This window comes from Pseudomonas sp. KH_046_2 (assembly GCF_057838985.1).
This window is the reverse complement of sequence record NZ_CM174480.1, coordinates 326,920-351,866: the sequence shown is the minus strand read 5'-3', so window position 1 is coordinate 351,866 and position 24,947 is coordinate 326,920. Positions and strand designations below refer to the sequence as shown.

Annotated in this window: 25 protein-coding genes, 1 tRNA gene and 4 pseudogenes; 23 read left to right on the top strand and 7 right to left on the bottom strand. The window is 58.6% G+C overall.

Annotated elements, in window-relative coordinates; translation table 11 throughout:
* Positions 1-119: 119 nt before the first annotated feature.
* The 6 genes from AC3IX1_RS01630 (at position 120) to vapC (ending at position 3,941) form a co-directional block, all read left to right on the top strand.
* On the top strand, positions 120-1,178 hold the full coding sequence (locus AC3IX1_RS01630; RefSeq protein WP_489386877.1) for a PDDEXK nuclease domain-containing protein: 1,059 nt from the start codon (positions 120-122) through the stop codon (positions 1,176-1,178).
* Between the two features lie 68 nt (positions 1,179-1,246).
* On the top strand, positions 1,247-2,224 hold the full coding sequence (locus tag AC3IX1_RS01625; protein WP_489386876.1) for an alpha/beta hydrolase family protein: 978 nt from the start codon (positions 1,247-1,249) through the stop codon (positions 2,222-2,224).
* 36 nt (positions 2,225-2,260) lie between these two features.
* Positions 2,261-2,677, top strand: coding sequence for a hypothetical protein (locus tag AC3IX1_RS01620; RefSeq protein ID WP_476199526.1), 417 nt, complete (start codon positions 2,261-2,263; stop codon positions 2,675-2,677).
* Positions 2,678-2,683: 6 nt separating this feature from the next.
* On the top strand, positions 2,684-3,133 hold the full coding sequence (locus AC3IX1_RS01615) for a hypothetical protein (protein ID WP_489386875.1): 450 nt from the start codon (positions 2,684-2,686) through the stop codon (positions 3,131-3,133).
* A 170-nt stretch (positions 3,134-3,303) separates the two neighbouring features.
* Positions 3,304-3,534, top strand: a complete 231-nt coding sequence (vapB, locus tag AC3IX1_RS01610; protein ID WP_056725827.1) for a type II toxin-antitoxin system VapB family antitoxin — start codon at positions 3,304-3,306, stop codon at positions 3,532-3,534.
* Complete coding sequence (gene vapC, locus AC3IX1_RS01605) at positions 3,534-3,941, top strand: type II toxin-antitoxin system tRNA(fMet)-specific endonuclease VapC (RefSeq protein WP_489386874.1); 408 nt, start codon at positions 3,534-3,536, stop codon at positions 3,939-3,941. The genes vapB and vapC overlap by 1 nt, the downstream gene beginning before the upstream one ends.
* A gap of 77 nt (positions 3,942-4,018) precedes the next feature.
* Here vapC and gabP read toward each other — a convergent pair whose 3' ends face one another.
* Complete coding sequence (gene gabP, locus AC3IX1_RS01600; protein WP_489386873.1) at positions 4,019-5,410, bottom strand: GABA permease; 1,392 nt, start codon at positions 5,408-5,410, stop codon at positions 4,019-4,021.
* A 564-nt stretch (positions 5,411-5,974) separates the two neighbouring features.
* On the opposite strand from gabP, the gene AC3IX1_RS01595 reads away from it, so the two are divergent.
* From AC3IX1_RS01595 to AC3IX1_RS01560, 8 genes and pseudogenes are all read left to right on the top strand, one after another.
* Complete coding sequence (locus tag AC3IX1_RS01595) at positions 5,975-6,748, top strand: ABC transporter ATP-binding protein (RefSeq protein WP_007972784.1); 774 nt, start codon at positions 5,975-5,977, stop codon at positions 6,746-6,748.
* Positions 6,749-6,761: 13 nt separating this feature from the next.
* Positions 6,762-7,511: an ABC transporter substrate-binding protein gene (locus tag AC3IX1_RS01590; RefSeq protein ID WP_489386872.1), complete on the top strand. Its 750-nt coding sequence runs from the start codon at positions 6,762-6,764 to the stop codon at positions 7,509-7,511.
* A gap of 72 nt (positions 7,512-7,583) precedes the next feature.
* On the top strand, positions 7,584-8,279 hold the full coding sequence (locus tag AC3IX1_RS01585; protein ID WP_057712425.1) for an ABC transporter permease: 696 nt from the start codon (positions 7,584-7,586) through the stop codon (positions 8,277-8,279).
* Positions 8,276-8,965: an ABC transporter permease gene (locus AC3IX1_RS01580; RefSeq protein ID WP_008046525.1), complete on the top strand. Its 690-nt coding sequence runs from the start codon at positions 8,276-8,278 to the stop codon at positions 8,963-8,965. The genes AC3IX1_RS01585 and AC3IX1_RS01580 overlap by 4 nt, the downstream gene beginning before the upstream one ends.
* On the top strand, positions 8,946-10,175 hold the full coding sequence (locus AC3IX1_RS01575) for a methyltransferase (protein ID WP_489386871.1): 1,230 nt from the start codon (positions 8,946-8,948) through the stop codon (positions 10,173-10,175). The genes AC3IX1_RS01580 and AC3IX1_RS01575 overlap by 20 nt, the downstream gene beginning before the upstream one ends.
* A 343-nt stretch (positions 10,176-10,518) precedes the next feature.
* Positions 10,519-11,343, top strand: coding sequence for an FkbM family methyltransferase (locus AC3IX1_RS01570; RefSeq protein WP_489386870.1), 825 nt, complete (start codon positions 10,519-10,521; stop codon positions 11,341-11,343).
* Positions 11,344-11,421: 78 nt separating this feature from the next.
* Positions 11,422-11,497 (top strand) — tRNA-Thr (locus AC3IX1_RS01565).
* A gap of 152 nt (positions 11,498-11,649) precedes the next feature.
* Positions 11,650-11,991, top strand: a pseudogene (locus AC3IX1_RS01560) (M48 family metallopeptidase); the annotation flags it as partial.
* A 91-nt stretch (positions 11,992-12,082) separates the two neighbouring features.
* On the opposite strand, the gene AC3IX1_RS01555 reads toward AC3IX1_RS01560, so the two are convergent.
* Complete coding sequence (locus AC3IX1_RS01555) at positions 12,083-12,523, bottom strand: hypothetical protein (protein WP_489386869.1); 441 nt, start codon at positions 12,521-12,523, stop codon at positions 12,083-12,085.
* 198 nt (positions 12,524-12,721) lie between these two features.
* Here AC3IX1_RS01555 and AC3IX1_RS01550 point away from each other — a divergent pair, with 198 nt between their 5' ends.
* From AC3IX1_RS01550 to cas7c, 8 genes and pseudogenes are all read left to right on the top strand, one after another.
* Complete coding sequence (locus AC3IX1_RS01550; RefSeq protein ID WP_489386868.1) at positions 12,722-13,129, top strand: hypothetical protein; 408 nt, start codon at positions 12,722-12,724, stop codon at positions 13,127-13,129.
* Positions 13,065-14,021, top strand: coding sequence for a hypothetical protein (locus AC3IX1_RS01545; RefSeq protein ID WP_489386867.1), 957 nt, complete (start codon positions 13,065-13,067; stop codon positions 14,019-14,021). The genes AC3IX1_RS01550 and AC3IX1_RS01545 overlap by 65 nt, the downstream gene beginning before the upstream one ends.
* 647 nt (positions 14,022-14,668) lie before the next feature.
* On the top strand, positions 14,669-15,136 hold the full coding sequence (locus AC3IX1_RS01540; protein WP_489386866.1) for a terminase small subunit-like protein: 468 nt from the start codon (positions 14,669-14,671) through the stop codon (positions 15,134-15,136).
* 205 nt (positions 15,137-15,341) lie between these two features.
* On the top strand, positions 15,342-15,518 hold the full coding sequence (gene tnpB / locus AC3IX1_RS01535) for an IS66 family insertion sequence element accessory protein TnpB (RefSeq protein WP_489386865.1): 177 nt from the start codon (positions 15,342-15,344) through the stop codon (positions 15,516-15,518).
* Positions 15,505-15,615: pseudogene (locus AC3IX1_RS01530) on the top strand (transposase domain-containing protein); the annotation flags it as partial. The gene tnpB and the pseudogene AC3IX1_RS01530, both read left to right, overlap by 14 nt.
* A 567-nt stretch (positions 15,616-16,182) precedes the next feature.
* Positions 16,183-16,857, top strand: a complete 675-nt coding sequence (cas5c, locus tag AC3IX1_RS01525) for a type I-C CRISPR-associated protein Cas5c (protein WP_489386864.1) — start codon at positions 16,183-16,185, stop codon at positions 16,855-16,857.
* The gene (cas8c, locus tag AC3IX1_RS01520; protein WP_489386863.1) at positions 16,854-18,638 is read left to right on the top strand and encodes a type I-C CRISPR-associated protein Cas8c/Csd1; all 1,785 of its coding nucleotides are present in this window, start codon (positions 16,854-16,856) and stop codon (positions 18,636-18,638) included. Before cas5c ends, cas8c begins: the two co-directional genes overlap by 4 nt.
* On the top strand, positions 18,638-19,531 hold the full coding sequence (cas7c, locus tag AC3IX1_RS01515; protein ID WP_489386862.1) for a type I-C CRISPR-associated protein Cas7/Csd2: 894 nt from the start codon (positions 18,638-18,640) through the stop codon (positions 19,529-19,531). The genes cas8c and cas7c overlap by 1 nt, the downstream gene beginning before the upstream one ends.
* 300 nt (positions 19,532-19,831) lie before the next feature.
* Here cas7c and AC3IX1_RS01510 read toward each other — a convergent pair.
* From AC3IX1_RS01510 to AC3IX1_RS01500, 3 genes and pseudogenes are all read right to left on the bottom strand, one after another.
* A pseudogene (locus AC3IX1_RS01510) lies at positions 19,832-20,138 on the bottom strand (chemotaxis protein CheB); the annotation flags it as partial.
* Between the two features lie 388 nt (positions 20,139-20,526).
* Complete coding sequence (locus AC3IX1_RS01505) at positions 20,527-21,162, bottom strand: SCO family protein (protein WP_489386861.1); 636 nt, start codon at positions 21,160-21,162, stop codon at positions 20,527-20,529.
* A 36-nt stretch (positions 21,163-21,198) separates the two neighbouring features.
* Complete coding sequence (locus AC3IX1_RS01500) at positions 21,199-23,037, bottom strand: multicopper oxidase family protein (protein WP_489386860.1); 1,839 nt, start codon at positions 23,035-23,037, stop codon at positions 21,199-21,201.
* Positions 23,038-23,531: 494 nt separating this feature from the next.
* Here AC3IX1_RS01500 and AC3IX1_RS01495 point away from each other — a divergent pair, with 494 nt between their 5' ends.
* On the top strand, positions 23,532-23,927 hold the full coding sequence (locus tag AC3IX1_RS01495) for a DoxX family protein (protein WP_489386859.1): 396 nt from the start codon (positions 23,532-23,534) through the stop codon (positions 23,925-23,927).
* A gap of 83 nt (positions 23,928-24,010) precedes the next feature.
* Here the strand turns inward: AC3IX1_RS01495 and AC3IX1_RS01490 are convergent, their stop codons facing one another.
* Both AC3IX1_RS01490 and AC3IX1_RS01485 read right to left on the bottom strand, forming a co-directional pair.
* The gene (locus AC3IX1_RS01490) at positions 24,011-24,268 is read right to left on the bottom strand and encodes a cytochrome P460 family protein (protein WP_489386858.1); all 258 of its coding nucleotides are present in this window, start codon (positions 24,266-24,268) and stop codon (positions 24,011-24,013) included.
* A gap of 197 nt (positions 24,269-24,465) precedes the next feature.
* A pseudogene (locus AC3IX1_RS01485) lies at positions 24,466-24,684 on the bottom strand (transposase); the annotation flags it as partial.
* Positions 24,685-24,947: the final 263 nt, after the last annotated feature.

The window sequence follows — 24,947 nt, the reverse complement described above, 5'->3', positions numbered from 1 at the left end:
CAGACCCGTCCTGCCGGCGAACCCGGTATTTCCTGCCTGTTTTTCAGTAATCCCCGGCATCTTCGAAAGGTGCTCACTTGTCATTCTCTTTCGCTGTTCAACTTGCTGCGGAAGACCTCATGACGGCCCTCACACACAACGACACTCACGACCCACATCTGGCATCACTGCTTGGCAACCTTGGCAAATTGATCCATCAGGCACGTCAGAAGGTGCTTCGGGCGGTCGATACCGTACAAGTGCAAACCTGTTGGCAGATTGGTCGGCACATCGTTGAGTTCGAACAGAACGGCGCGCGACGGGTCAGGTATGGCAAAGAGTTACCGTCGACCTTGGCCAAAGCGCTAACTGCGGAGTTCGGAAAGGGATTTGACGCTTCCAACCTTCGGTATATGCGTCTGTTCTATCAAGCCTTTCCAATTCGTGACGCACTGCATCACGAATTGAGCTGGACCCACTACCGCCGCTTGCTTCGGGTCGACAACGACAGCGCTCGCCTCTGGTACATGAACGAATCAGCCACCCAGAACTGGTCAAGCCGAGCACTGGAGCGCCAGATCAATACGTTGTACTACGAACGCCTGCTGGCGAGCCGCGATCGCGGCAGCGTCAAGCAGGAGGCCGCCACCCACATTCAAAACATGAAGGCCAGCCCTCGGGATTTCATCCGCGATCCGGTGGTACTGGAGTTTCTTGGCTTACCCAATGCCGGCAAGCTTCAAGAAAGCGAGATCGAACAAGCGCTGATCGAAAAACTGCAGGACTTCTTGCTGGAGCTGGGAAAGGGCTTCGCGTTCATTGCCCGCCAGCAACGCATCAGTACCGACAGTAAAGACTTCTACATCGACCTGGTGTTCTACAACTACATGCTCAAATGCTTCGTCATCTTCGATATCAAGCGCGGTGAACTGACCCACCAGGATGTGGGGCAGATGGACATGTACGTGCGCATGTACGACGACCTCAAACGCGGCGTGGAAGACGGCCCAACCGTCGGCATCATTCTCTGCGCGCAAAAGGATGAATCCGTGGTGCGTTACTCAGTGCAGGAAGGAAACGAGCAACTGTTCGCCAGCAAGTACAAGCGGGGCCTGCCGAGTGAGGAGGAACTGCTTAATGAGCTGAATCGGGAACGGGCGGCACTTGAAGAACGACTGTTCGATCAACAACCGCGTTGAGGCGAACGGATTGTTCATCAACGGCATCAAGACTATCGTTGGCAGCTACCCGCAAAGGTCTGACGCCAATGAATTTGCAGGACACGCCTCCACTGGCCACCACTCTCATCGAGTTGCCGCTGCCAACTACCGCGCCCGGCAAACCGTTCAAGGAAACCGCCTCGGACGGTTTCATCCTCGGTGGCTTCACCTGGCGACACGCCTCTCAGGACGCCGCTCGTCCAGTCGTAATCATCAATGCCGCCACCTCGGTCCGTTGCCGCCATTACTCGCGCTTCGCCGACTACCTGTTCGCCCACGGCTTCGATGTCATCACCTATGACTACCGCGGCATCGGCGAGTCGCGGCCGGCGTCGCTCAAGGGGCTTCAAGCCTCGTGGACCGATTGGGGAGCGCTGGATTTCGAGGCGATGCTCAAGCGCGCACAGCGTGAGTTCCCAAGGCAGCCTATCGATGTGGTCGGCCACAGTTTTGGCGGCTGTGCAGCGGGCCTGGGGGCGTCCGGGCACCTGATCCGGCGTCTGGTGACAGTCGGTGCGCAATTCGCCTACTGGCGCGACTACGCGCCGGCCCATCGCTGGCGCATGTTCGGCAAGTGGCATGTGCTGATGCCGCTGGTGACGATGATCTACGGCTACTTTCCGGGCAAACGCCTTGGCTGGCTGGAAGACACACCCGCCGGCGTAGTCCGTGACTGGAGCCTCTCCACTGCCTGCTACGAGAAACGCGCCAGCGGCCGCACAATCAGCAAAACCGCCGGACAGCTGCCCTTTGCCGGCGTCACCGCGCAAACCCTGGCCATCAGCATTAGCGACGATCCCTACGGCACGGTCCCGGCCATCGAACGCCTGCTCGGCTACTTCACCGGCAGCACAAACTCGCACCTGCGTATCCACCCCGAAGACATCGGCGAAGAAGAAGAAGTCGGACATTTCGCCTTTTTTCGCAGCGCATACCAAGCCACACTATGGCCCATTGCATTGGCCTGGCTGCAAAACGGTGAACTGGCCCCCGATACCCCCGGGCGGCGAGTGCCACGCAGTTAGGCCTTTTGCCCTTTCAACGAATACGGAACGACGCCCATGGCCTCCGCCAACAAGCAGCACAAACGCGCATCCCGCGCCAAGGCCAAGGCCAAGCAGAACCGCACCCAGCGGGCTGCCGCGCCGGTGGAATTGGACCCGAACGACGATCGCATCGACTTCGAGTCGGTGGACCTGACCGAACTGTTCAAGAAAATGATCGACGCCGAGAAGATCAGCCAGCAAGCCCTGTGCACGGCCTTCCTGGAAGACCCGTTGCTGGAACTGGTGTACGAGCAGGAAGGCGAAGAAGGTGCGATGGACTTCATCCTTGCCGCGCTGATCGAGTATCGCCAATGGTCCACTGAAACCGACGAGGCCGGCGCCCTGGCGTGGATCGAATCACCGGCCTTCCAGGCCGACTACGTGGCGGCGTCCGACGCCATTGCCGCGCAAACCCAACAGAAACCGAACTGAGTTCCCATGGCCTCCCTGAACAAGCAACAGAAACGCGCCAAGCGCGCAAAAGCCAAAGCCAAGCAGATCCGCATGGTTGGCAGAAAATCGATTGTGGACCAGGACCTGGGCGATGTCCCCGAGCCGATCCCGGAATATACCTTCGCGATGTTCAGCAAAATGCGCGACGCGGAAGCCGTCAGCCGCAGTGAAATGCTCTCGGTGCTGCTGACGAACCTCGCCTTTATCATCATCGACCATCCAGAACTGCTGGACATGGAAAACGCCGACGACGAAGGCATGGCCGCCACCCACCTGGCCGCCGACATGCTGATCGACTACCGCATGTGGGCCGACGGCATGGACCGCGACGCCGCCCAGGCATGGCTGAGCGAGCCACAGTTCATCGCCGATTTCGGCGCGGCACTGGATGTCTACCGCGAGTCGCTGGAAGCGCCGGAAGAAAAAGCTGAGTAAGGGTTACGACTCAAACAAAAACGGCCGCTTGTCATCACTGACAGCGGCCTTTTTTTGGCTCTGAATCGAGCACTTTCCTTCCGTCAGACACCACGTATATCCCGTTGACATATCCAACACAAAACCTATCCTTTGGACTCATCGCGCCAGCAAAAGCGCAGGAGGTCCAGATGGAACAGACAACCCTTTTCATGAGCAATCGAAGCCAGGCCGTTCGCCTGCCGAAAGCCGTGGCCATGCCAAGCGACGTGAAACGAGTCGACGTCGTCGCCGTCGGCAGAAGCCGCATCATCACGCCCGCCGGTGAAACCTGGGACAGCTGGTTCGATGGAGAAAGCATCACGGCAGACTTCATGACCGATCGCGAGCAACCTGCCGATCAGGAGCGTGAGTCGTTCTGATGATCAAGTACATGCTCGATACCAACATCTGCATCTTCACCATCAAGAACAAACCACAGGTGGTACGGGAGGCGTTCAACCGTCATCACGGCCAACTGTGCATCAGTGCGGTCACGCTGATGGAACTGATCTACGGAGCAGAAAAATCAGCTGCCCCCGAAAAAAACCTGGCGGTCATCGAGGGCTTCTCCGCCCGACTTGAAGTCCTGCCCTTCGACAACGAAGCTGCAGCGCACACCGGGATGATCCGATCCGAGCTGGCAAAGGCCGGCACACCCATAGGCCCGTACGACCAGATGATTGCCGGGCACGCACGCTCACGCGGGTTTATCGTGGTCACCAACAACCTGCGGGAGTTTGAGCGCGTTCCTGGGTTACGCGTAGAAGACTGGGTTCATGTCGAATGAACACAGAGCAATCGACAGAAACAAAAACGGCCGCTTGTCATCACTGACAGCGGCCGTTTTGCATTACGCGGTATGGATCAGTTCAGCACTACCGCGCCGCGTTTTTCCAGCTTGCGGCGGCGAGCCACCAGCAAGCCGGTCGCTACCACCAGGGCACTGAGCAAGCCGGTCGCAAGAATTTCCACGCGATGGGCATCCTGGAACAGCATGATGGTCAGGGCCGCGACGATGAAGACGATCACCGCGTAGGTCAGGCCCGGGAACAGCCACATGCTGAAGGCGATTTTCTCGCCCCGCGCTATACGCTGCTTACGCATGCGCAGTTGCGAAATCGCAATCACCAGGTACACCAGCAATGCGATGGCGCCGGAGCTGGCCAGCAGGAATTCGAACACCGCAGCCGGGGCCACGTAGTTGGCGAATGTTGCCAGGAACGCGGCACCGGTGGACAACATCACTGCCCAGTAAGGCGTGCCACTTTTGTTGGTGCGCGTGGAGATCGCCGGCGCATCGCCGCGCTTGCCCAGGGAAAACATCATGCGCGAGGACGTGTAGAGCGCCGAGTTCAGGCAGCTGGTCACGGCAACCAGTACCACAATGTCGACGATCATCTTGGCGTTCGGGATGCCCATGCGGTCAAGCACGGTCTGGTAGGAACCAACGCTGGCCAGGATCGGGTCGTTCCATGGCACCAGGGCCACAACGATGAAGATCGATACGAGGTAGAACAAGCCGATCCGCCAGATCACCGAGTTGGTGGCCTTGGAGATTTGCTTGCCCGGATCTTTCGATTCCGCAGCCGCGATGGTCACGATCTCGGTGCCCATGAAGGAGAACATGGTGGTCAGGATGGCACCCAACACCGCGCCCATGCCGTTTGGCAGGAAGCCCTGGGTGTCGAACAGGTGCGAAACACCGCTGACCTGACTGTTCGGCAGGAAGCCGAAGATCGCCAGGACGCCGAGAACAATGAAACCAATGATTGCCACAACCTTGAGCAGGGCGAACCAGAACTCGAACTCACCGTAGTTCTTTACGCTGAAGAGGTTGGTCACGGTCAGCAGCATCGTGATGACCAGAGCGAAAGCCCAGATGTCCACGCCAGGGAACCAGGCATGCAGGATGGTCGCGGCGGCGTTGGCTTCCAGTGGAATCACCAGCACCCAGAACCACCAGTAGAGCCAGCCGATGGTGAAACCGGCCCAGTGACCGATCGCGCGGTCGGCGTAAGTCGAAAACGAACCGGTGTCCGGCGAGGCAACGGCCATTTCGCCGAGCATGCGCATCACCAGCACCACCAACATGCCGGCGGCGGCGTAAGCCAACAGAACAGCCGGACCTGCAGCGGCGATGGCGTGACCCGAGCCAACGAACAAGCCGGCGCCGATAACCCCGGCAATCGACAGCATGGTCACGTGGCGCGGTTTGAGCCCCTGTTCGAGGCCACTAGAGCTTTGGGTACTGCTCATTAAAACTACCTTTGTAAGGAGAAGCGAATGCGTGCATCCCGTTCGGCGGACCTTCTCGTAAAAAGAAGCCAACAGGGCGTTCTGGATTCTGCACGCAATAATTGCGCCAAAATATTTCAAAACCCTCTAACCCGGCGATCTCGCCTCGACCGGACAGTCATCGCAACCCATTGAATTCAATGGCACTTTGCCAGAACGTTACCCTGCGACCCACTTTGTGGGGTGAATCAGCGCACCGGAAACACACCTGAAAATAGCTCCGCGCACATTAAAAGTGCACAAGCGGTGCATTTGGCCGGATAGCGCTTCCAACACCCTGTCAAAGCTGGCAACATCGCGCCTTTTTTTGCGGCAGCCACCGCGCTTTTTATCGACAGGCAAGGTTCAAACGGCTGTTCGGTTGTTGATGGGGCGACAGTCTGCTGCGCTGATGCGACAACCTGCCACGCACCAGCCGTTTACCGTCCCTAGCGCTGTTGGCTGCCATTGAAACGCTATGCTAGGTTGGCCGCCTCGCCAGGAAGGCCGCCAACAGCAGGAGCGCAACATATATGAGGAACGCACATGGCTGAGGCCACGCCCGCGCTTGAAATCCGCAACTTGCACAAACGCTACGGTTCGCTGGAGGTGCTCAAAGGTATCTCGCTGACCGCCCGCGACGGCGATGTGATCTCGATCCTGGGTTCCTCCGGCTCCGGCAAGTCCACGTTCCTGCGTTGCATCAACCTGCTGGAAAACCCGCACCAGGGCCAGATCCTGGTCGCCGGCGAAGAACTCAAGCTCAAGGCCGCGAAGAACGGTGAACTGGTGGCCGCCGACGGCAAGCAGATCAATCGCCTGCGCAGCGAAATCGGTTTTGTGTTTCAAAACTTTAATCTGTGGCCGCACATGAGCGTGCTCGACAACATCATCGAAGCGCCGCGCCGCGTGCTCGGCCAGAGCAAGGCCGAAGCCATCGAAGTGGCCGAAGCCCTGCTGGCCAAGGTCGGCATCGCCGACAAGCGCCACGCCTACCCGGCGCAGTTGTCCGGCGGCCAGCAACAACGGGCGGCCATCGCCCGCACCCTGGCCATGCAGCCCAAGGTCATCCTGTTCGACGAGCCCACCTCGGCGCTTGACCCGGAAATGGTCCAGGAAGTACTTAATGTCATCCGCGCGCTGGCCGAAGAAGGCCGCACCATGCTGCTCGTGACCCACGAAATGGGCTTCGCCCGTCAGGTCTCCAGCGAAGTGGTGTTCCTCCACCAGGGCCTGGTAGAAGAGCAAGGATCGCCACAGCAGGTGTTCGAAAACCCGCTTTCGGCGCGCTGCAAACAATTCATGTCCAGCAACCGCTAACGGAGCTACCCACATGCAGAACTACAAAAAGGTCTTCCTGGCTGCCGCTGTCACCCTGGCGTTCAGCGCCGGTGCCATGGCCGAAACCCTGAAGATGGGCATCGAAGCGGCTTACCCGCCGTTCAACAATAAAGATGCCAGTGGCAATGTCGTCGGCTTCGACAAAGAGATCGGCGACGCCCTGTGCGCCAAGATGAAAGTCGAGTGCACCGTCGTGACCTCCGACTGGGACGGCATCATCCCGGCCCTGAACGCCAAGAAGTTCGACTTCCTGATCTCCTCGATGTCGATCACCGACGAGCGCAAGCAAGCGGTGGACTTCACCGACCCGTACTACTCCAACAAGCTGCAGTTCATCGCCAAGAAAGACATCGACTTCAAAACCGACAAGGCGGCGCTCAAAGGCAAGATCATCGGTGCCCAGCGCGCGACCCTGGCCGGCACCTTCCTGGAAGACAACTATGGTGACGACATCACCATCAAGCTCTACGACACCCAGGAAAACGCCTACCTCGACCTGACTTCCGGCCGCCTGGACGGCATCCTGGCCGACAAGTACGTCAACTACGAGTGGCTGAAAAGCGACGCTGGCCGTAGCTACGAGTTCAAGGGCGATCCCGTGGAAGAAAGCGACAAGATCGGCATCGCTGTCCGTAAAAAGGACCCGATCCGCGAGAAGCTGAACGCCGCGCTGAAAGAAATCGTCGCTGACGGCACCTACAAGAAGATCAACGACAAGTACTTCCCGTTCAGCATCTATTGATACTGACCTGCCTGACCGGCGTCTGATGGCGCCGGTTCTCGGCCTTGCCTGCCGCGATTTGAAAAGAAATCCATGATTATCGACCTCTACGGATTCGGCCCGGCGCTCGCCGCTGGCGCGCTGATGACTGTGAAACTGGCACTCTCGGCCCTGTGCCTGGGGCTGGTACTCGGTCTGCTCGGCGCCTTGGCCAAGACTTCCCCGTACAAGCCGCTGCAATGGCTTGGCGGCACTTACTCGACCCTGGTTCGCGGCATCCCGGAATTGCTCTGGGTACTGTTGATCTACTTCGGCACGGTCAACCTGATGCGTGCCCTGGGCGAGTTCTTCGGCAACCCCGACCTTGAACTCAACGCCTTCGCCGCCGGTGTGATTGCGCTGGGCCTGTGCTTCGGCGCCTACGCCACGGAAGTGTTTCGCGGCGCGATCCTCGCCATCCCCAAAGGCCATCGTGAAGCCGGTGTGGCCCTGGGTCTGTCGAAGTGGCGCATCTTCACCAAGTTGATCATGCCGCAGATGTGGCGCATCGCCCTGCCCGGCCTGGGCAACCTGTTCATGATCCTGATGAAAGACACCGCGCTGGTGTCGGTGATCGGCCTGGAAGAAATCATGCGTCATGCGCAGATCGGCGTAACCGTCTCCAAACAGCCGTTCACCTTCTATATGGTGGCCGCGTTCATGTACCTGAGCCTGACGGTGCTGGCGATGACCGGCATGCACTTCCTGGAAAAACGTGCCGCTCGCGGCTTCGCGAGGAGCACCCAATGAACTGGGAAGTCATCATCAAGTGGCTGCCGAAACTGGCCCAGGGCGCAACCCTGACCCTGGAACTGGTGGCCATCGCCGTGATCGCCGGTTTGCTGCTGGCCATTCCACTGGGCATCGCCCGCTCGTCGCGCCTGTGGTGGGTACGGGCATTTCCCTACGGCTACATCTTCTTTTTCCGTGGTACGCCGTTGCTGGTTCAGCTGTTCCTGGTCTACTACGGCCTGGCGCAGTTCGACGCGATCCGTAACAGTTCGATGTGGCCGTACCTGCGCGATCCGTTCTGGTGCGCCACGGCGACCATGACCTTGCACACCGCGGCCTACATTGCGGAAATCCTGCGGGGCGCCATTCAGGCGATTCCGCCCGGCGAGATCGAGGCGGCGCGGGCGCTGGGCATGTCCAGACCCAAGGCGCTGTTCTATATCATCCTGCCACGCGCCGCGCGCATCGGCCTGCCGGCCTACAGCAACGAAGTGATCCTGATGCTCAAGGCCAGTGCCTTGGCCAGCACCGTGACCTTGCTGGAGCTGACCGGCATGGCCCGCACCATCATTGCCCGGACCTACCTGCCGGTAGAGATCTTCTTCGCCGCGGGCATGTTCTACCTGGTAATGGCCTATGTGCTGGTACGCGGTTTCAAGCTGCTGGAGCGCTGGTTGCGCGTCGATGCCTGCCAAGGGCGTTGATTCCCAGGTGTTGACGGGCGAGGCCCTGCTCGCCCGCTTCACCGCGCTGGATGCTTTTCTGACAGAGCATCAAGCATTGTGGAAACCCCGGCCGTTCACTCATCTTCAGCTACCTTGGGAAGCGTCCTACCCGGAACTGGCCGCATGGCTACGCGAGCGAACGCTGGAAGACGCGGAAAACGCTCACAACCAACCCGCCCTCCTGAATGCACCGGAACCCTTTGCTTCCTTGGCAAGGATGTCCGTTGCCTTGAGTGCCATGGATGAATTGCCCCCACGTGCGCTTGAAGCGGCCGGCCATCGATTGAACGTCGATGTACCGGGGCGCAAATGGCAGCAGATCGAAGCCTTCGCCAGTCGATTGCAGTTTTCCGAGGCACCGCAGCATTGGCTGGACTGGTGCTCCGGCAAGGGACATTTGGGCCGCCGCCTGCTGCAACCGGGGCAACAACTGACTTGCTTGGAATACGACCCGGCACTGGTCACCAGCGGCCAGGCACTCAGCCAACGCCATCACCTGCAAGCGCTGCACATCGAACAGGATGTGCTCGCGGCAGACGCATCTACTTTATTGAGCGCGCATCACACGCCCGTCGCGCTTCACGCCTGCGGTGATCTGCATGTGCGGCTGATTCAACTCGCCAGCGCCACAGGCTGCAAACAACTCGCCATTGCGCCGTGCTGCTACAACCGGATCAGTCTTGCCCAATACTCGCCGATTTCCTCGGCCGCCAAAGGCTCCGGCCTACAGCTTTCCCTCGACGACCTCGCGCTGCCCATGAGTGAAACCGTTACCGCCGGCGCCCGCGTGCGACGTCAACGCGACACCTCCATGGCCCGACGCCTGGGATTCGACTTGCTGCAACGGCAACTGCGCGGCATGGACGAGTACCTGCCAACCCCTTCCCTGCCCAGCGCCTGGCTGGACAAACCCTTCGCCGATTACTGCCATCACCTGGCCGCACTCAAAGAGTTATCCACAATCGGCCCGCAAGATTGGCCAAGTCTCGAAGCCGCCGGCTGGCAGCGACTGGCCGAAGTGCGCAACCTTGAACTACTGCGCGGACTTTTCCGACGCCCACTGGAGCTTTGGCTGGTCCTGGACCGGGCACTTTTCCTCGCCGAGCAGGGTTACAGCGTTCGCGTCGGTACCTTCTGCGAAACCCCGCTCACGCCGCGTAATTTCCTGCTCCTGGCCGAACGCGCCTAAACGCATCCGACCTGTGGATAACTCTGTTGATGGAATTATCGTGGATCCAATATCCACGCCGGTTTCAGGGCAAAATCCATACTGTTCATTTTTTGTACACCCGCATAAAAAATCGAAAAAACAGGTATTTGCGGACAAATGAGAACGGCTCCACAAATTCGGCCTAAACCCAGTGCGCTGCCAATGGCATTGTGCATAAGCATTTAATCAAAACGACATAAACGCCTAATCACGGACCGCAGACAGGGGAAATTGCACCCTTTCATTACTCTTGATATACACACACTCAAGGGCGCCGGCAGCGCGGCCACGAACAAGAACATTCCTCCGACAGGATGCGCCAGTGACGTTCATTTCCTACGCACAGAATTTCGAAGACATACGCCTGTGGCGCGCCCTCAAGACCGTCGAGAACGGCTTCTACATCGACGTCGGGGCAAACGATCCGACCCATGACTCGGTCACCAAGGCGTTCTACGACAATGGCTGGACCGGCATTAACGTCGAACCGATGCCCAACTACTACGAAGCCCTGTGCCAGCAACGCCCCAAAGACACCAACCTGCAATGCGCGGCCGGGGAAAGTGCTGACGACCTGACCTTCTATGGCATCGCCGGCACCGGCCTCTCGACCCTCGACCCGGCCATGGCCGAAATGCATAAAGATGCCGGCATGGACGTGCGCCGCCAAACGATCAAGTCCCGCACCCTGACCTCCATCTGCGAAGAACACGCCCGGGGACGCGCCATCCACTTCCTGAAAATCGATGTCGAAGGCCACGAAGAAACCGTCCTGCGCGGTATGGACTTCACCCAGTGGCGACCATGGGTAATCCTCATCGAAACCCCCTGGAACCGCGACCAGACCTGGGAAAACCTCGTCATTGACGCCGGCTACCAATCCATCCTGTTCGACGGCATCAACACCTACTACCTCGCCGAAGAACACCTGAACCTCAAACCCGCCTTCGACATCCCGCCGTGCAACCTGGACGAATTCCGGTTCTGCAAAGGCCACAACTTCAGCCACCCCGTCGGTGACATCGAACACCAACTCGCCGCCGCCCTGCAACGCGCCGAACAGGCCGAAGCACAGCTGCGCGCGATGCAAAACAGTCGAACATGGCAAGCCATTCAGAAACTCAAGAAAACCCTGCTGCGCGCCTGACCTGAAGCCCGCACAAAAATAGTCAAAATTCAGGGGTTTACAGAACCTATCCAATCGCTATAATCGTCGCCCTGACACGCCGGTATAGCTCAGATGGTAGAGCAACTGACTTGTAATCAGTAGGTCCCGGGTTCGATTCCTGGTGCCGGCACCATATAGATCAACGACTTAGGCTCACCGCAAGGTGGGCCTTTTTCGTTTCTGGGTAATTCGAAGCGATTTGGTCACAGCTTTGGTCACAGCTTCTCGCTTGATTGAACTGAATGCGCCTCTGTTCCGGCGAAATTCGTGCACAGCGAGCGCTGTAAGCATTTCATTCGTTGGTACAGCGAGCATGCCCGCAACTGGCTGGCCGTGCGCGTGAAGGACTATCAGGCGCGCATGGAAGTGTTGCCCGGCGGTGTGCGCGTGCAGGACCTGGGTTACCGCTGGGGCTCTTGTGGCAAGGGCGCGCTGCTGTACTTCCACTGGAAGACCATCCTGCTGCCCAAGCACATCGCTGAATATGTGGTGGTGCATGAGATGGTGCACTTGCACGAGCCGCACCACACCCCAGAGTTCTGGCTGCGCCTGGAGCGCGCCATGCCCGATTACGCTCAACGCAAGGACTGGCTGGCTGAACATGGAATTGAGGTGGAGGGTCTTTAAGCCAGGCGTAGAGAGTATCGAACAACTGGTCGACGTCGACCGCACCGACAACAACCTGGCTGGAATTGCCCCTCAGCCAACCTGCCGGCGTTTATTCATCATCACCGACCATCCTCAGCCCGTTTCCATAGGGATTGTTCGGGCTGTCTGCACGGTACGGGCTGCCGGCACCATAGGGGTTATTGATGCTGTCGGGCGAGTACTTGCTGCCATAGCGCCCGTAGGGATTGGACACTGAATCGGGGTCGTAGCGATTGCCGCTCAGCTTGCCGCGGTAGTTGCCCTGGCTGTCGTAGAGCTTGGGCGCGCTGGTCGTGTAGGGGTTGGTGGCGCTGGTGCTGGAGTAGGGACTGCCATACTGGCCGGCCGGGTTGTTGACGCTGTTCGGCGCGTAGCGGCTGCCGGCTCCGTAGGGGTTGGCGGTTGAGTTCGGCGCATAGGGATTGGCACTGAGGTTGCCAAGGTACTCGTCTGCCGCGACGGTACTGCAAGCCATGGCCAGTGCAAGCGCCATGATGGGTCGAAGGTTCATAGTGGGTGTTCCCTTCGGTCGTTGTTTGTCTCGGTTGATGATAGCAACAGGCCCCGGACTTGCCAGGGAATAGCTACCCCATGTTCGGTGACGTGCTCGCCGAAGTCATCGGCGCCACCGGTCGCCGCGAGGGCCGAGCCCGCCCCGCGCTCTGCTGGGAAAGCCCTGGGCAGCGCGGCGAAGCACGCCGACAACGCCTTGGACGATGCAATCAACGATCTCGTTACCCTGCTCGGCGGCGGAAGCTGGCTGAGTTCTGGGCTAACCTTCGAAGAGGCAACCTACGCCAAGGCCAAGCCGCTGTTCATCTCGGCCGTGGCGAACTTGAAGGCCGCCAGCCAGGACCTGCGCGAAGCGATGCGCGTCGTGGTCAGCATGGTGGTGGAACGGTTCGGCGCCGAGATGGCGCAGAACATTAAGTCTTACGTGGTGCGCTTCATCGCAGATGTGCGCGACGGGGCTGTCACCCAGACGAAGGCAGCAGAGCACGGTGACACCGGAGAACAGCAAATCAAAGCAATTCACCATGGCGGGATCACGGATGCGCATCGAGGAACACATTGTTGCCTCTTGGGCTGCCAAGCTAAGCGAGCGGGCGGTGAATGATGTGGTTCTCCACCTTGAGGGGATAGAGGCGACCCTGTCTGGAGACTCGGGCTTGGAAAATGTGTGGGAGGAAGTTTGTGCCCAGGTCCAACGTGAGGAGTCCATTGACTGGTCGATCTATGAAGACATCATCGTGGATCTGTTGCACTCCGTCGTAAAAGGGTTGGACAGAGATGCCCAGTTGGCGCTGTGGGCCGCCACCGATGCTGGCTGGGACTACATCTACGATCACCATGCGGATAAGAACGGTGCCGTTGGCGCTCCGCTGGATATCGGCGCCATCGTGGCCAAGCTCAAAGAGGACGTACTGTCTGCGGCTGCCGATTACGAAAGCCCGAGCCTCTACCGTTATATCTGGGGTGAGGATGACCCCGAATATGACGAGGAAGACGAGGACAAGGCTGATGCTGAAGAGGAAAGCCAAGAGGATGACGACTTTGAAGATCCCATCATCTTCGGTATCCACCGTGAGCAGATAGAGACCTTCGACCTGGAAAGCTCGCTGAGCTTTCTTCGGACACTGGTGCCGCTCCGAGACCCTCGCCATGTATGGAGCTACAAGGGCAGCCTGGCCCTGGTCATCGCCGGTTATGATGACGATCCCCGCGAACTGTTCGAGATTCCGGAGGTGTGCCGCTACCTGCATGGTCTCGATCAGGAGTGGCCATTCTGGTTCTTCTTCCTCACTCCGTCCTCGATCAGGCTGGTCGGGATGTGCCTGGCATCTGCCGTCACGGTTGCCCCTGGCAAGGTATACATGCCGCCGGAGAACTTTTACCGCTTTATGGAGCGAGGCTTCGGAGCGGTCAATCACCTTTTTGACCATTACGGCTTCCCGGAGTCGGAAAGTGAAGCGCTGTCGGCTATGGTCTCGCAGATATTCTCAACCTGAAAGAAGGGGTTACCCCAGGCTCTGACGGCAGTGCTCCTGCTCCCGAAGCGGGTGTGCCAGCTCTCTGAGGAGTGGGCGAACCCCACTCTTCCAGGCGTTGCGCGAGGCAGTAACCTTGCCCTTAGCGCTTTTTGGTCCGGTGCTTTGCTCTCATGGTCGCCATTGCTGGATCAGCTCTGCCAGCCGGGCTCGCTGCTCGGGTGTCCATCCGTTTGCCATGTTCATGCTCCAATAGTTCGATTGGCGCCTTGTGTTTTTTCGCGTGCGCGAGGGTTTTTCTGCGTTGTTGTTCAAACAAAGGTCCCCGCCGCGCAGTGGGCGCACCTGGTCCGGTTGAATTTTGCGCAGTCGTCCTGCACCGACCAGATAAAGTGACTAGACAGCTACTTTTACCAATACGGCTACTTCCATTTTTTGACCAATCTGCCCTCGACCTAAAAATAGCTATAATCTATTGGATGATTGACTTATTTAGCGAAAAACCTATCATAAATTTCAGATTGTGCCCCTACGCGCGCGCCTCCAGAGCCCGGCCCCTGCCGGGCTTTTTCATGTCCGCCGCCAGAACCATTGGAGCGACCAGACGAAGTCGTTAAACCAAGGCTGCTGCCTGCGTGAAGGGCGCGGCGAACTGACGAGGTGCAAGTATGCGCAAGAAGAACCCCAGCAAGACCCTCACCGACAACCCGGCGGCCAAGCCAGCGGAGCCGACCAAGACCAAGCGCGGCCCCGGCCGCCCGACCACCTACAGCGCGGAAATGGCCGAGCGCATCTGTGCCGCGCTGATGGAGCCCTGTTCGCTGAACCGCCTGTGCAAACGCCCAGGCATGCCGGCGCGTGCAGTGGTCTGCAGCTGGTTAATCAGGCACGAAGAATTCCGCCTCGCCTACCAGGCGGCCATGGCGGTGCGTATTGATCTGGTCGTCGACGAGACGCTCGACATCGCCGACGACGCCGAGCTTGACCCGGCGGCGATCAGCAAGGCCAAGCTGATGATCGACAGTCGTTGGCGGATGGCCGAGCGCCTGGCCGCGCGCAAGTACGGAATCAAGCAGCAGGTTGAAACCAGCGTCACCCAGCTGACCCATGAGCAGTGGCTGGAGCACCTGGCTTGACTGCCGTAGTCCTGCACAACGAGCTGGCCATCCGACAGTGCGCACTGGAAAAGAGGCCAGTAAATGGCCGTTCGAGCCCAGTGGCACTCACCGCTGAAGCTCCAGCCACCATGCCTGTTACAAAAAGGCATGGGTAAACGCTCACGGTAAAGTGACCAACTTCCGATCCCGAAGGGTGCGCCCGATTCATCCGTGGGCCCGCTCAATGATCCGCATCGATTCCATCTGGCTCGCCACGGACCCCATGGACATGCGTGCCGGCACCGAGACTGCGTTGGTCAGGGTGATCGCGGTGTTCGGTGCGGCGAAGCCGCACTGCGCTTATCTGTTCGCCAACCGCCGCGCCACTCGCATGAAGGTTCTGGTGCATGAATGGTCATGATCCGTATACCTATCTGAAGGATGTTCTCACGCGCCTGCCGATGCAGCGGGCGAGTGAAATCGACCGGTTACTGCCGCATAAGTGGCAACCGGTTTAGTTACGCAAGGCGTGATGGCCGGACGCATACCGTGGTAACACGTTGCGGTGCGCGAAAACCGGAGAGTTTTCTTTATAGCCATAATTGGACTATAAGATAACGGTGGTGTCGCGCCCTGCACGGGCGTGCGGATTGAAACTTCCCAGGGCACTACTGTATGCCCAGATTGTTATGTCAGCCCTCACGTGGGCGTGTGGATTGACGCTTCCCGTGGCATGAGGAAGACGATTATCCGATGGATGTCGCACCCGACATGTTTGTGCGGATTGAGCAGCTACCAAACCTCGCTTGAAGCAGTTTCGGCTCCGTTTGATCATCGGAGTGCGGTCGATCTGCGTATCTAGGTGACGCTTAAGTTCGCCTTCAACCAAAATCATCAATCACGCGATCAAATCTTCGCTGAAACAGCGTTGAAATTCCGCCAGGACAACCTGCGATTGCCTATTGGCGACTATACCTTCTGGAGAGAGACGCCTAATCCAGGCTTAATCAGTAACGAACGGTTGTTTTGGTAAGCAGAGGTCGCGGTCTCGCTGGCGTGGAAAGCAAACCGAGAAGGAGGGCCAGATGGCCTACGGAGTTCGATTGCTGATCTGGGGCGAACGCGCTTGTTTTACTCGGCCAGAAATGAAGGTGGAGCGCGTCTCTTATGACGTGATCACTCCCTCTGCGGCGCGCGGTATTCTCGAAGCCATTCATTGGAAACCGGCAATTCGCTGGTCGGTGGATAGAATTAAGGTTCTCAAACCGATTCGCTTCGAGTCACTGCGGCGTAACGAGGTGGGCGGAAAACTATCCTCCGACAGTGTTGATAAGGCCATGAAGGTCAACCGCACAGACGGTCTGATTACCGTTGTCAATGAACACCGCCAGCAGCGCGCGGCCACCGTCCTGAGGGATGTCGCCTATGTCATCGAGGCACACTTCGTGCTGACCGAAAAGGCCGATGACAGCGATTCTGTAGGAAAACACCTGGATATTTTCAATCGTCGCGCTCGCAAGGGGCAGTACTTCCATTCGCCCTGTTTGGGGGTGCGCGAGTTTCCCGCCAATTTCCAGTTGCTTGAACCCGGCATAGTCGAGCCGATTGCCGATGCAGCGTTGGTGGGGTCTCGTGATCTGGGCTGGATGCTGCATGACATCGATTTTGCTGATGACATAACACCACATTTTTTCCGGGCGCAGATGCTCGATGGCCTTATCGAAGTGCCGCCCTTCATCGCGGCGGAGGTCAAGGCATGATCCTCGCTGCGCTCAATGACTATTACCTGCGCTTGGCCGGGCAAGACAAGGTGCCTGTGTTTGGCTATAGCAAGGAGAACATCAGCTATGTGTTAGTACTGTCGGCCAAGGGCGATCTGGTGGATGTGCTGGATGTGCGCGACAACTCCGGCAAGAAACCGCATCCCAAGCGTCTAACTGTTCCTCAATCAGAAAAACGAACGCGCGGAATCAAGCCCAATTTTCTCTGGGACAAGTCCAGTTATGTATTGGGTGTCAGTGCTAAGGCAATTGGGCGCAGCAACCAAGAACACCAGGCTTTCAAGACTCTACATCAGCAATGCCTAATCGATGAACTTGATCCCTCCCTTCAAGCACTTTTGGCTTTTCTTGATAGCTGGTCTCCTGATCGATTTCAAGCGCCGTTGTTCAGTGAAGAAATGCTCGATGCCAACTTTGTGTTCCGCCTCGAAGGTGAGCAAAGCTACCTGCATGAGCAACCTGCCGCGCGACTTCTCAGAGCCAAGCTGCTGACGAACTCTAAAAGTCGTGAAGGTTTATGCCTAGTGACTGGCCAGTGTCTGCCATTGGCGCGTCTTCACCCTTCTATAAAGGGGGTCAATGGTGCCCAAAGTTCAGGTGCTTCCATCGTCGCCTTCAACCTGGATTCCTCTTGTTCCTACGATAAAAGCCAGGGCGCAAACGCCCCCATCTCCGAGGCCGTGGCTTTCGCCTACACAATGGCGCTTAACCATCTGTTGCGACGGGATGAACACAACCGCCAGCGCGTGCAAATTGGTGATGCCAGTGTCGTGTTCTGGGCCATAGCCGATACCTCAGAGGAGGCTAGTAATGTCGAACTGGTGTTTGCTGACTTGCTCAGTCCAGCCAGCGACGATGTCCAGGAAGTCGCCAAATTACGTTGCATACTGGATGCTGTAGGTAAGGGCAGCTCCTTACGTGATCTGGGGTTACAACTGGAAGATAACACGCAGTTGTTCGTGCTGGGTCTGGTACCGAATGCTGCTCGCCTGTCAGTCCGGTTCTGGCAGACCGGCAGCTTGGTTTTTTTTGCGCAACGCCTGGCCGAGCATTACCAGGATCTGCATATCGAGCCGACGCCTTGGAAAAACGAGCCGGCGATCTGGCGCTTACTCAACGCCACGGCGCCCAGCCGAGATGGCAAAGCTAAGGCCGAAGACACTACGCCACAACTGGCCGGTGAAATGACCCGCGCCGTTTTGACTGGCAGCCGCTACCCGCGAAGCCTGCTGACCAACGTGATCATGCGTATGCGTGCCGATGGAGATGTCTCCGGTTTGCGGGTGGCGCTGTGTAAGGCAGTCCTGAATCGCGACCTGCGCCTTGGCGTCAAGGGAATCAACGAGGAGGTGCCTGTGAGCCTCGATAAGGAAGCCAGCAACATCGCTTATCGCTTGGGGCGGTTGTTCGCCGTATTGGAAAGCGCCGAGCGCTATGCCCTAGGCACTAATATCAGCATCCGTGATCGCTATTACGGCGTGGCGTCAGCAACCCCTGCCACGATTTTTCCGATGCTGTTGCGCAATATGCAAAACCAGCTGGCCCAGCTGCGTAAGGTAAGCCCGGGGTTGGCCCATCACCTGGAGCGCGAGATAGGCGAAATCATCGATGGCTTCGGTACCCAATTCCCACGCGGATTGAAACTTGAGGATCAGGGGCGTTTCGCCATCGGCTATTACCAACAATCCCAGGCGCGCTTTAGCCCTATCAGCGAAGCCAGCACCAATAAGTCGCCCGACAAAGTGCAAGGAACAGAGTAATGAGTATCATCGCCAACCGTTACGAGTTTGTCTTCTTGTTCGATGTCATTAATGGCAATCCGAATGGTGATCCGGATGCTGGCAACCTTCCGCGCCTCGACCCTGAGACCAGCCAGGGGTTAGTCTCCGATGTTTGCCTCAAGCGCAAGATCCGCAACTACGTCAGTTTGGAGAAAGAGAGCGGTGCGGGTTACGCCATTTATATGCAGGAGAAATCCGTACTGAATAGTCAGCACGAATTGGCATGGAAGGCCTTGGATATCGCAGCTGATGTCACGGACGGCTACAAAAAACTACCCAAAGACGTTGCCAAGGCCAAGGAGCTGACCGACTGGATGTGCGTCAACTTCTTCGACGTGCGTACCTTTGGCGCGGTGATGAGCACAGGCGTTAACTGCGGTCAGGTGCGAGGCCCGATTCAAATGGCCTTTGCCACCTCCATCGATCCGGTTGTACCCATTGAAATCGCCATCACCCGCATGGCCGTGACCACGGTGAAAGAAGCCGAGGAGCAAGGCGGCGACAACCGCACAATGGGCCGTAAACACATCATTCCCTATGGACTGTACCGCGCCCACGGTTTTGTCTCGGCCAAGTTGGCCGAGCGGACTGGTTTCTCTGAAGACGATCTCGAATTGCTCTGGCGCAGCTTGATCAACATGTTCGAACATGACCGATCCTCTACCCGTGGTGAAATGGCGGCACGCAAGTTGATCGTATTCAAGCACGAACATCCTATGGGTAATGCGCCGGCCCATGTGCTGTTCGATACAGTGAAGGTCGCTCGGGTGCATGGTGAGACCGATACGCCCGCCCGCAGCTTCGGTGACTACCAGGTAACTATCAACAGAGAGTCCCTGCCAAAAGGTGTCAGCGTTCGTGAGCTGATCTGAAGGGGACAGGCATGGAAGATAACGATCTGATTTCACTGTCGAAATCGTGCCTAACGAGCGTTCGTTTCACCGCAACGATCGTCTGAAAAACGTTGCTGGTTTTCCAACAGATGCCGCGGTAACCCGGCGATAACGCCACCAAACGCTACATTGAACTGATGCCTAGGATTCTAGGCGCAACGACCGATTTCTCACGGTAACGCCTAGAGTTCCGGCTGATAGCTAATATTGAATCGGGATGTAAACGAGTAAATGTTCAGCTTAGAGTTAGCGAGCACCCTTTTTCTTTATGGGGCAGTGTCACTTTCCCAGAACGGCCAAATGCAGTTCGTACAGGGGCAGGATTTTTTTCGCAGCCCCGAGCTTGATGGCTTCCTTTGGCATGCCATAAATCACGCATGAGGCTCTATCTTGCGCCACGGTGACGCCTTCAGCGTCGAGCATTTCTTTCAACCCCCCGGGCGCCGTCATCACCCATCCCGGTCATGATGTTGCCCGTTGCGTTTCGGCCCGCGAATTTAGCGACCGAGCGGGACAAGACGTCCACGGACGGGCGATGACGATTGACGAGGGGGCCGTCGATCACCTCGACATGGTAGTAGGGATCATGCCGAGATAACGGAAAATTAAGAAATAATAATTCTAAGCTATTGATATAGAAATAATTTAATCTGATTTTTATCAGAGGGGCAGTACAAATACCTGCAGTGTGCGGCGTGAACCGTAGCCTCGGAGTCGCAGCAGCCGAGGGCGTAGCACACCTTCTGGAAGCCGTCGGGTGTGCCGGTCTGGAACAGTCAGCCTGGTGCGACCTGGTGCTGCTCGCAAGAGGCCTTCAGGCTCTGCGGTAGGTCAAGCTTGGGTTCCAGGGTAGTCACCTTCAGGGTTGGCTGGTTTACCTGGACCATGAATTGCTGGCAGAAGCCGGGAAGTACCAGGAGCCGAAGAACCTTCCACCACGCCGGCTTCCGTCCGCAACCGGGAGGCCCGGCATCTCAGGCTGTGTGCACGACCGCGTGGTCCAGGTGGTTGAGCGTGCTGAGGATCTGCTCGGACGCGGCGAGGGCCGGAGCCATCGACCAACGGTTGAAGCGGTCGTTGCCGATCCGCACCATGCCGGTATGGCTGGCCTTGTTGTCGTCGATCAGGGGATCGGGATCGTAAAAACCCAGCCCGTAGCGCAGCCGCTCCATATCGTCAGGATCCCCGGTGAGGAACTGCCAGCCCGGTTTAATCCGGTGCTGCTCGGCGTACTCCTTGAGCATCCGCGGGGTATCCAGTTCCGGCTGCAGGGTCAGGGAGTAGAGGAAGACATCGCGTCCGGCCCGATCGCCGAGCAGTTTCTGCACGCCCTTCAGGTTGGCGGTGATGGTCGGGCAGCGATCGCCGCAGGAGGTGTACATCATGTTGATCAGCACGACTCGATCTCGGATCAGGTCGTCGTAGAACTTCACCGCTTTGCCTTCGTGAGTGTACAGCGTCACGTTCGGCAACGGGTTTGCCAGATGGCCGTCGCCACTGGTTCGCGTGGTGCGCGGCGTGAGTTGCCAGTCGGGGCTGCTGGCGTGCCAGGCGGCCAGTCCGAGTGCAGCGGTACCCAGGCCAGCCAGGAGGTTTCTGCGAGTGTTCATCGATTCGTCTCCGAAGTCAGGGATGAGGGCGCGCGCTCAACTGCCGCTATCACTTCCGTCACTGCCGCTGCTGTCGTCATCGGCCAAGATGTCCCAGCGCACCATCATCATGTGGTCCTCGTGGATCATGTTGTGGCAGTGCATGACGTATTTGCCGACGAAGTCGCGAAAGCGCAGGAAGACGCGCGTTGACGAGTTCTCCCCAAGGACGAAGACATCCTTGCGCCCTTGCTCATGGGCCGGCACTGGCACACTCTTGTCATCGACGACCTTGCTGAGTACGCGCCCTTCCTCGAAGTGGATATGCACCGGGTGATACCAGCCACCGCTCGGGCTGACCAGCTCCCAGATTTCGCAGCTGCCCTGTCGGATTTCCGCGCTGACCTTCTGGACATTGAAGATCCGGTCATTGACTGTCCACAGGCCGCCCTTACGGCCGAATTCCCAGCGCCGCACCGTCGCCTTCTGCAGTTCCTCGGCGGTGATGGGCCGCAGTTCGCGCAGTTTGGCCGGGACACGGCTGTTGTCGGGGGCGGCACGGTTGACCACCAGTTTGAGGATGGGCGTGCCTGGCGCGCGGATATCCTTCGGGCCGCGGGTACTCTCTTGGCGCAAGCGGTTGACCAGGTACAACTCGGTGCCCAGCGGGTACTGGGAGAAGTCAACTATGATGTCGCCGCGTTCGGCCACACCCAGCTCCACCTTGGTCTGGTTATACAGTGGCGCTGGCAGCAGATTGCCGTCGTTGGCGATGTAGGTGAATGGCTGCACGCGGTTGTTCGCGTCGACCAGGTAGAACGCATAGAAACGGCTGGGGCCGCTGTTGAGTAGGCGCAAACGGTACTTGCGCGCCGCCACGTTCAGCACCGGCTCGATCTTGCCATTGACCAGGACCTTGTCGCCGAGGGTGCCCTCAGGGTTGAGCTGGTCGAAGTAGAGCATGCCTTTTCGGTCGAAACGGCGGTCGCAGATATTCAGTGGATAGTCGTAAATGCCAGCGGGAAGACGCAGTGCGTTAGGGTTGGGGTCGTTTTCGTCGCCCGAATCCAGTTCGTCGTAGAGCAGGTAGAAACCCGCCAAGCCGCGATACACATTGGCGGCGGTGAAGTCCAGGCAATGGTCATGGAAGAACAGCGTGCCGAGGGCTTCCCGTGGATCCCCGCGGCCATTGCCCAACTCGTCGTAGCCGGCGCAGATGTTGGGGTAGAAATGGTCCTTGTAACTACCCGGGGCTGAGAGAGTCGGCCCGGCCTTGGTTGCGCTGTAGTAGTCGCCGGGGAAGCCATCGCTCTCGGACGGCGCATGCAGATTGTGCAGGTGGGTGGAAATTTCCGGGGTGCCGAAGCCCTGGTGATCGTGCGGCAGATCGTTGTGTATGCGCAGCAATACGGGGCTCCCGTAGCGGGCCACGATCACCGGACAGAACATCTCCGGCGCCGGCACGCTGGGCTGGTAGCTCCACACTGGCTGCGCGGGCAGGGCGGGGTTGAACACCCAGCTGCGTTCCACCGCATGCAGCTCGTATTGGGCCGGTTCGACTTGGCAGAGCTCGTCATAGCGCTGATGGGCGTCGCGGCCACATTCGCCATGTCCCCGATCGGCTTGCACCTGATGCTCGGGGCTCAGCGCGCTGATCGCCTGGAGCGGGGTGATCGCATTCGGCAGTTGCTCGACCCAAGGGGTGGTCGGGGGGCTGGGTGGTACCACCGGCGCGCCGATGTTATCGTCACCGCCTTTACCGAGGGCCGCACCCTGCCTCAGGAGCACGGGCGCGGCCACGGCTGCGGCTCCCAGCTTCAGAAAGGAGCGTCTGCTCGGGCGGTCATCGACAGGTGCGGGTTGGGCATCGAGGGATTTGCGGTCACTGGTGTTCATCGTCTTTCTCCGGCTACTCGTCAGGCGTGAGGCAAGGCAAGGCAAGGCAAGGCCATGGCGAGCGGCGGTCCGTGAAGGGCGGAGCTGAGGCGGGTTGGCGAGAGCAGCGTGGCTACCCGGTGATGCATTGCAGTGCTGTCCATGCTGGGTCACCTTATGCTGCAGGTTGCGGCGCGGAGATAGGCGTGTTGGCAGGCCCCTGCAGTGGGTCAGAGCAAATGCCATGCCACAGACGGCAGCTGCTTCGGCAGTGCGCGCGCAACCACGGCGTGCGCGGCGTTGCGCCCCGTTGGGGGAGATCGGGGGGGGGGAATGTCCCCAAGTCTGGGGTTGAACGGGGGCACAGGGTTGGGGGCGCTGTTGGAAGGCAGACCTCCATGACGCGGGCCAGGGCGGCGGGTGTGGCTGCCCGCTGCCTTTACTTCTTCAGAATCTGTGCCTCACTGCAGTTACGCGTTGCCTGCGACGCTCGACCTCGCTCAGGAGAACCTCCCGTGTCTGCGCTCATCGACCAACTGAATACGCTCTGGGCCCCGCGCCTGTTGAGCGTGCTGCGCATCGTCACCGCCTTCATGTTCCTCCAGCATGGCACTGCGAAGTTGTTCGGCTTCCCGCATGTCGCCTTTTTCGATGGGTTGAATCTGTTTTCCCTGATTGGCTTCGCTGGGGTGCTGGAAGTGGTAGGCAGCCTGCTGCTATTGCTCGGCCTGCTCACTCGACCGACCGCCTTTATCCTGTCTGGTGAAATGGCCTTTGCCTACTTCATCGGCCATGCTCCCGGGGGGTGGATTCCGCTGCTGAATGGAGGCGAGCCGGCCATCCTGTTCTGCTTCATCTTTCTCTACTTGGCGGCGACCGGGGGCGGCGCCTGGAGCCTCGATCGCCGGTGATGCCGGGATAAGCCAGGTTGCGATTGGACCTCGCGCGGTCGCGCCGAAGGGGCCTGTCCGGCCGGGCTTCGGCGTCGGCGGTGTCAGCCGCGCCAATGCGATGCCGGTTCAATCCCGCGCGGGGCTGAACACGTAATCGTGGTTTTTTTCGGAGGTGTGGCAGGCAAAACAGGCCGCGCCGGGTCACCGCCGCCAAAGCCTTCAAAGCCCCAGCCACCGGTCGCCGCGAATTGCCGCGCATCCTTATGTATCACGCCCACGATGTTGCGCGGCCCCTCGGCCACGGCATGATCGGCCCGTTGCGCCTCCAGCAGGTCGAAGACGGGGTCATGCCGAGACAAGGGGAAATTCACTCATTTGGTCTGCATCTACTTATCGGGATTGAAAATTCCCGAGTCAACGCGATAGCGTGCGCAGATTGTCCGAGATGGTCATTTAGGGAGGCTTGAGGTGGATTGCACGCCCTTTTATAGAACAACCACTTGCGAAGCAAATGTCCTAATTTTCCTTTATCTCGGCATAACCCCTTGAGATAGTCGTAGATGTAGATGTAGATCTTCAGCAAAATCGCGGGGTGGTAAGCAGGCCGGCCAGTATCGGCTGGAATGGCACCGTCAAAACCCAGGTTGATCAGGTCGAGTTCGTCGACGAAGACGTCGACTACGCGCACTGAATTGGTATCGCTGACGTAGTCGTCGAGGCTCTCGGGAAGCAAAGTACTTTGGCCTCGATGTTCACCTTGGATAAAGCGCTTCATGGGCGATCCCTGCGATGAAATCCTCAGAAGTCATAGCAAGGGTTCGCGGACGCGTTTTTACACACTCTGGGCCAGAAGCGGCCCTTCTCGACCAGTTAAATCCATGCTGCCTTAGGGCAAGCAGGTCCTACCAAAAGCGGTCGGTAAAATGGGGCCGCTACTCTCTCCATAAATGGGGTACTACACCCAGCCAATCGGGCGTTTACCACCAAATTTGAGGAATATCCCCCACCCTACACTTACCCAAAAATGAACACGTTGAA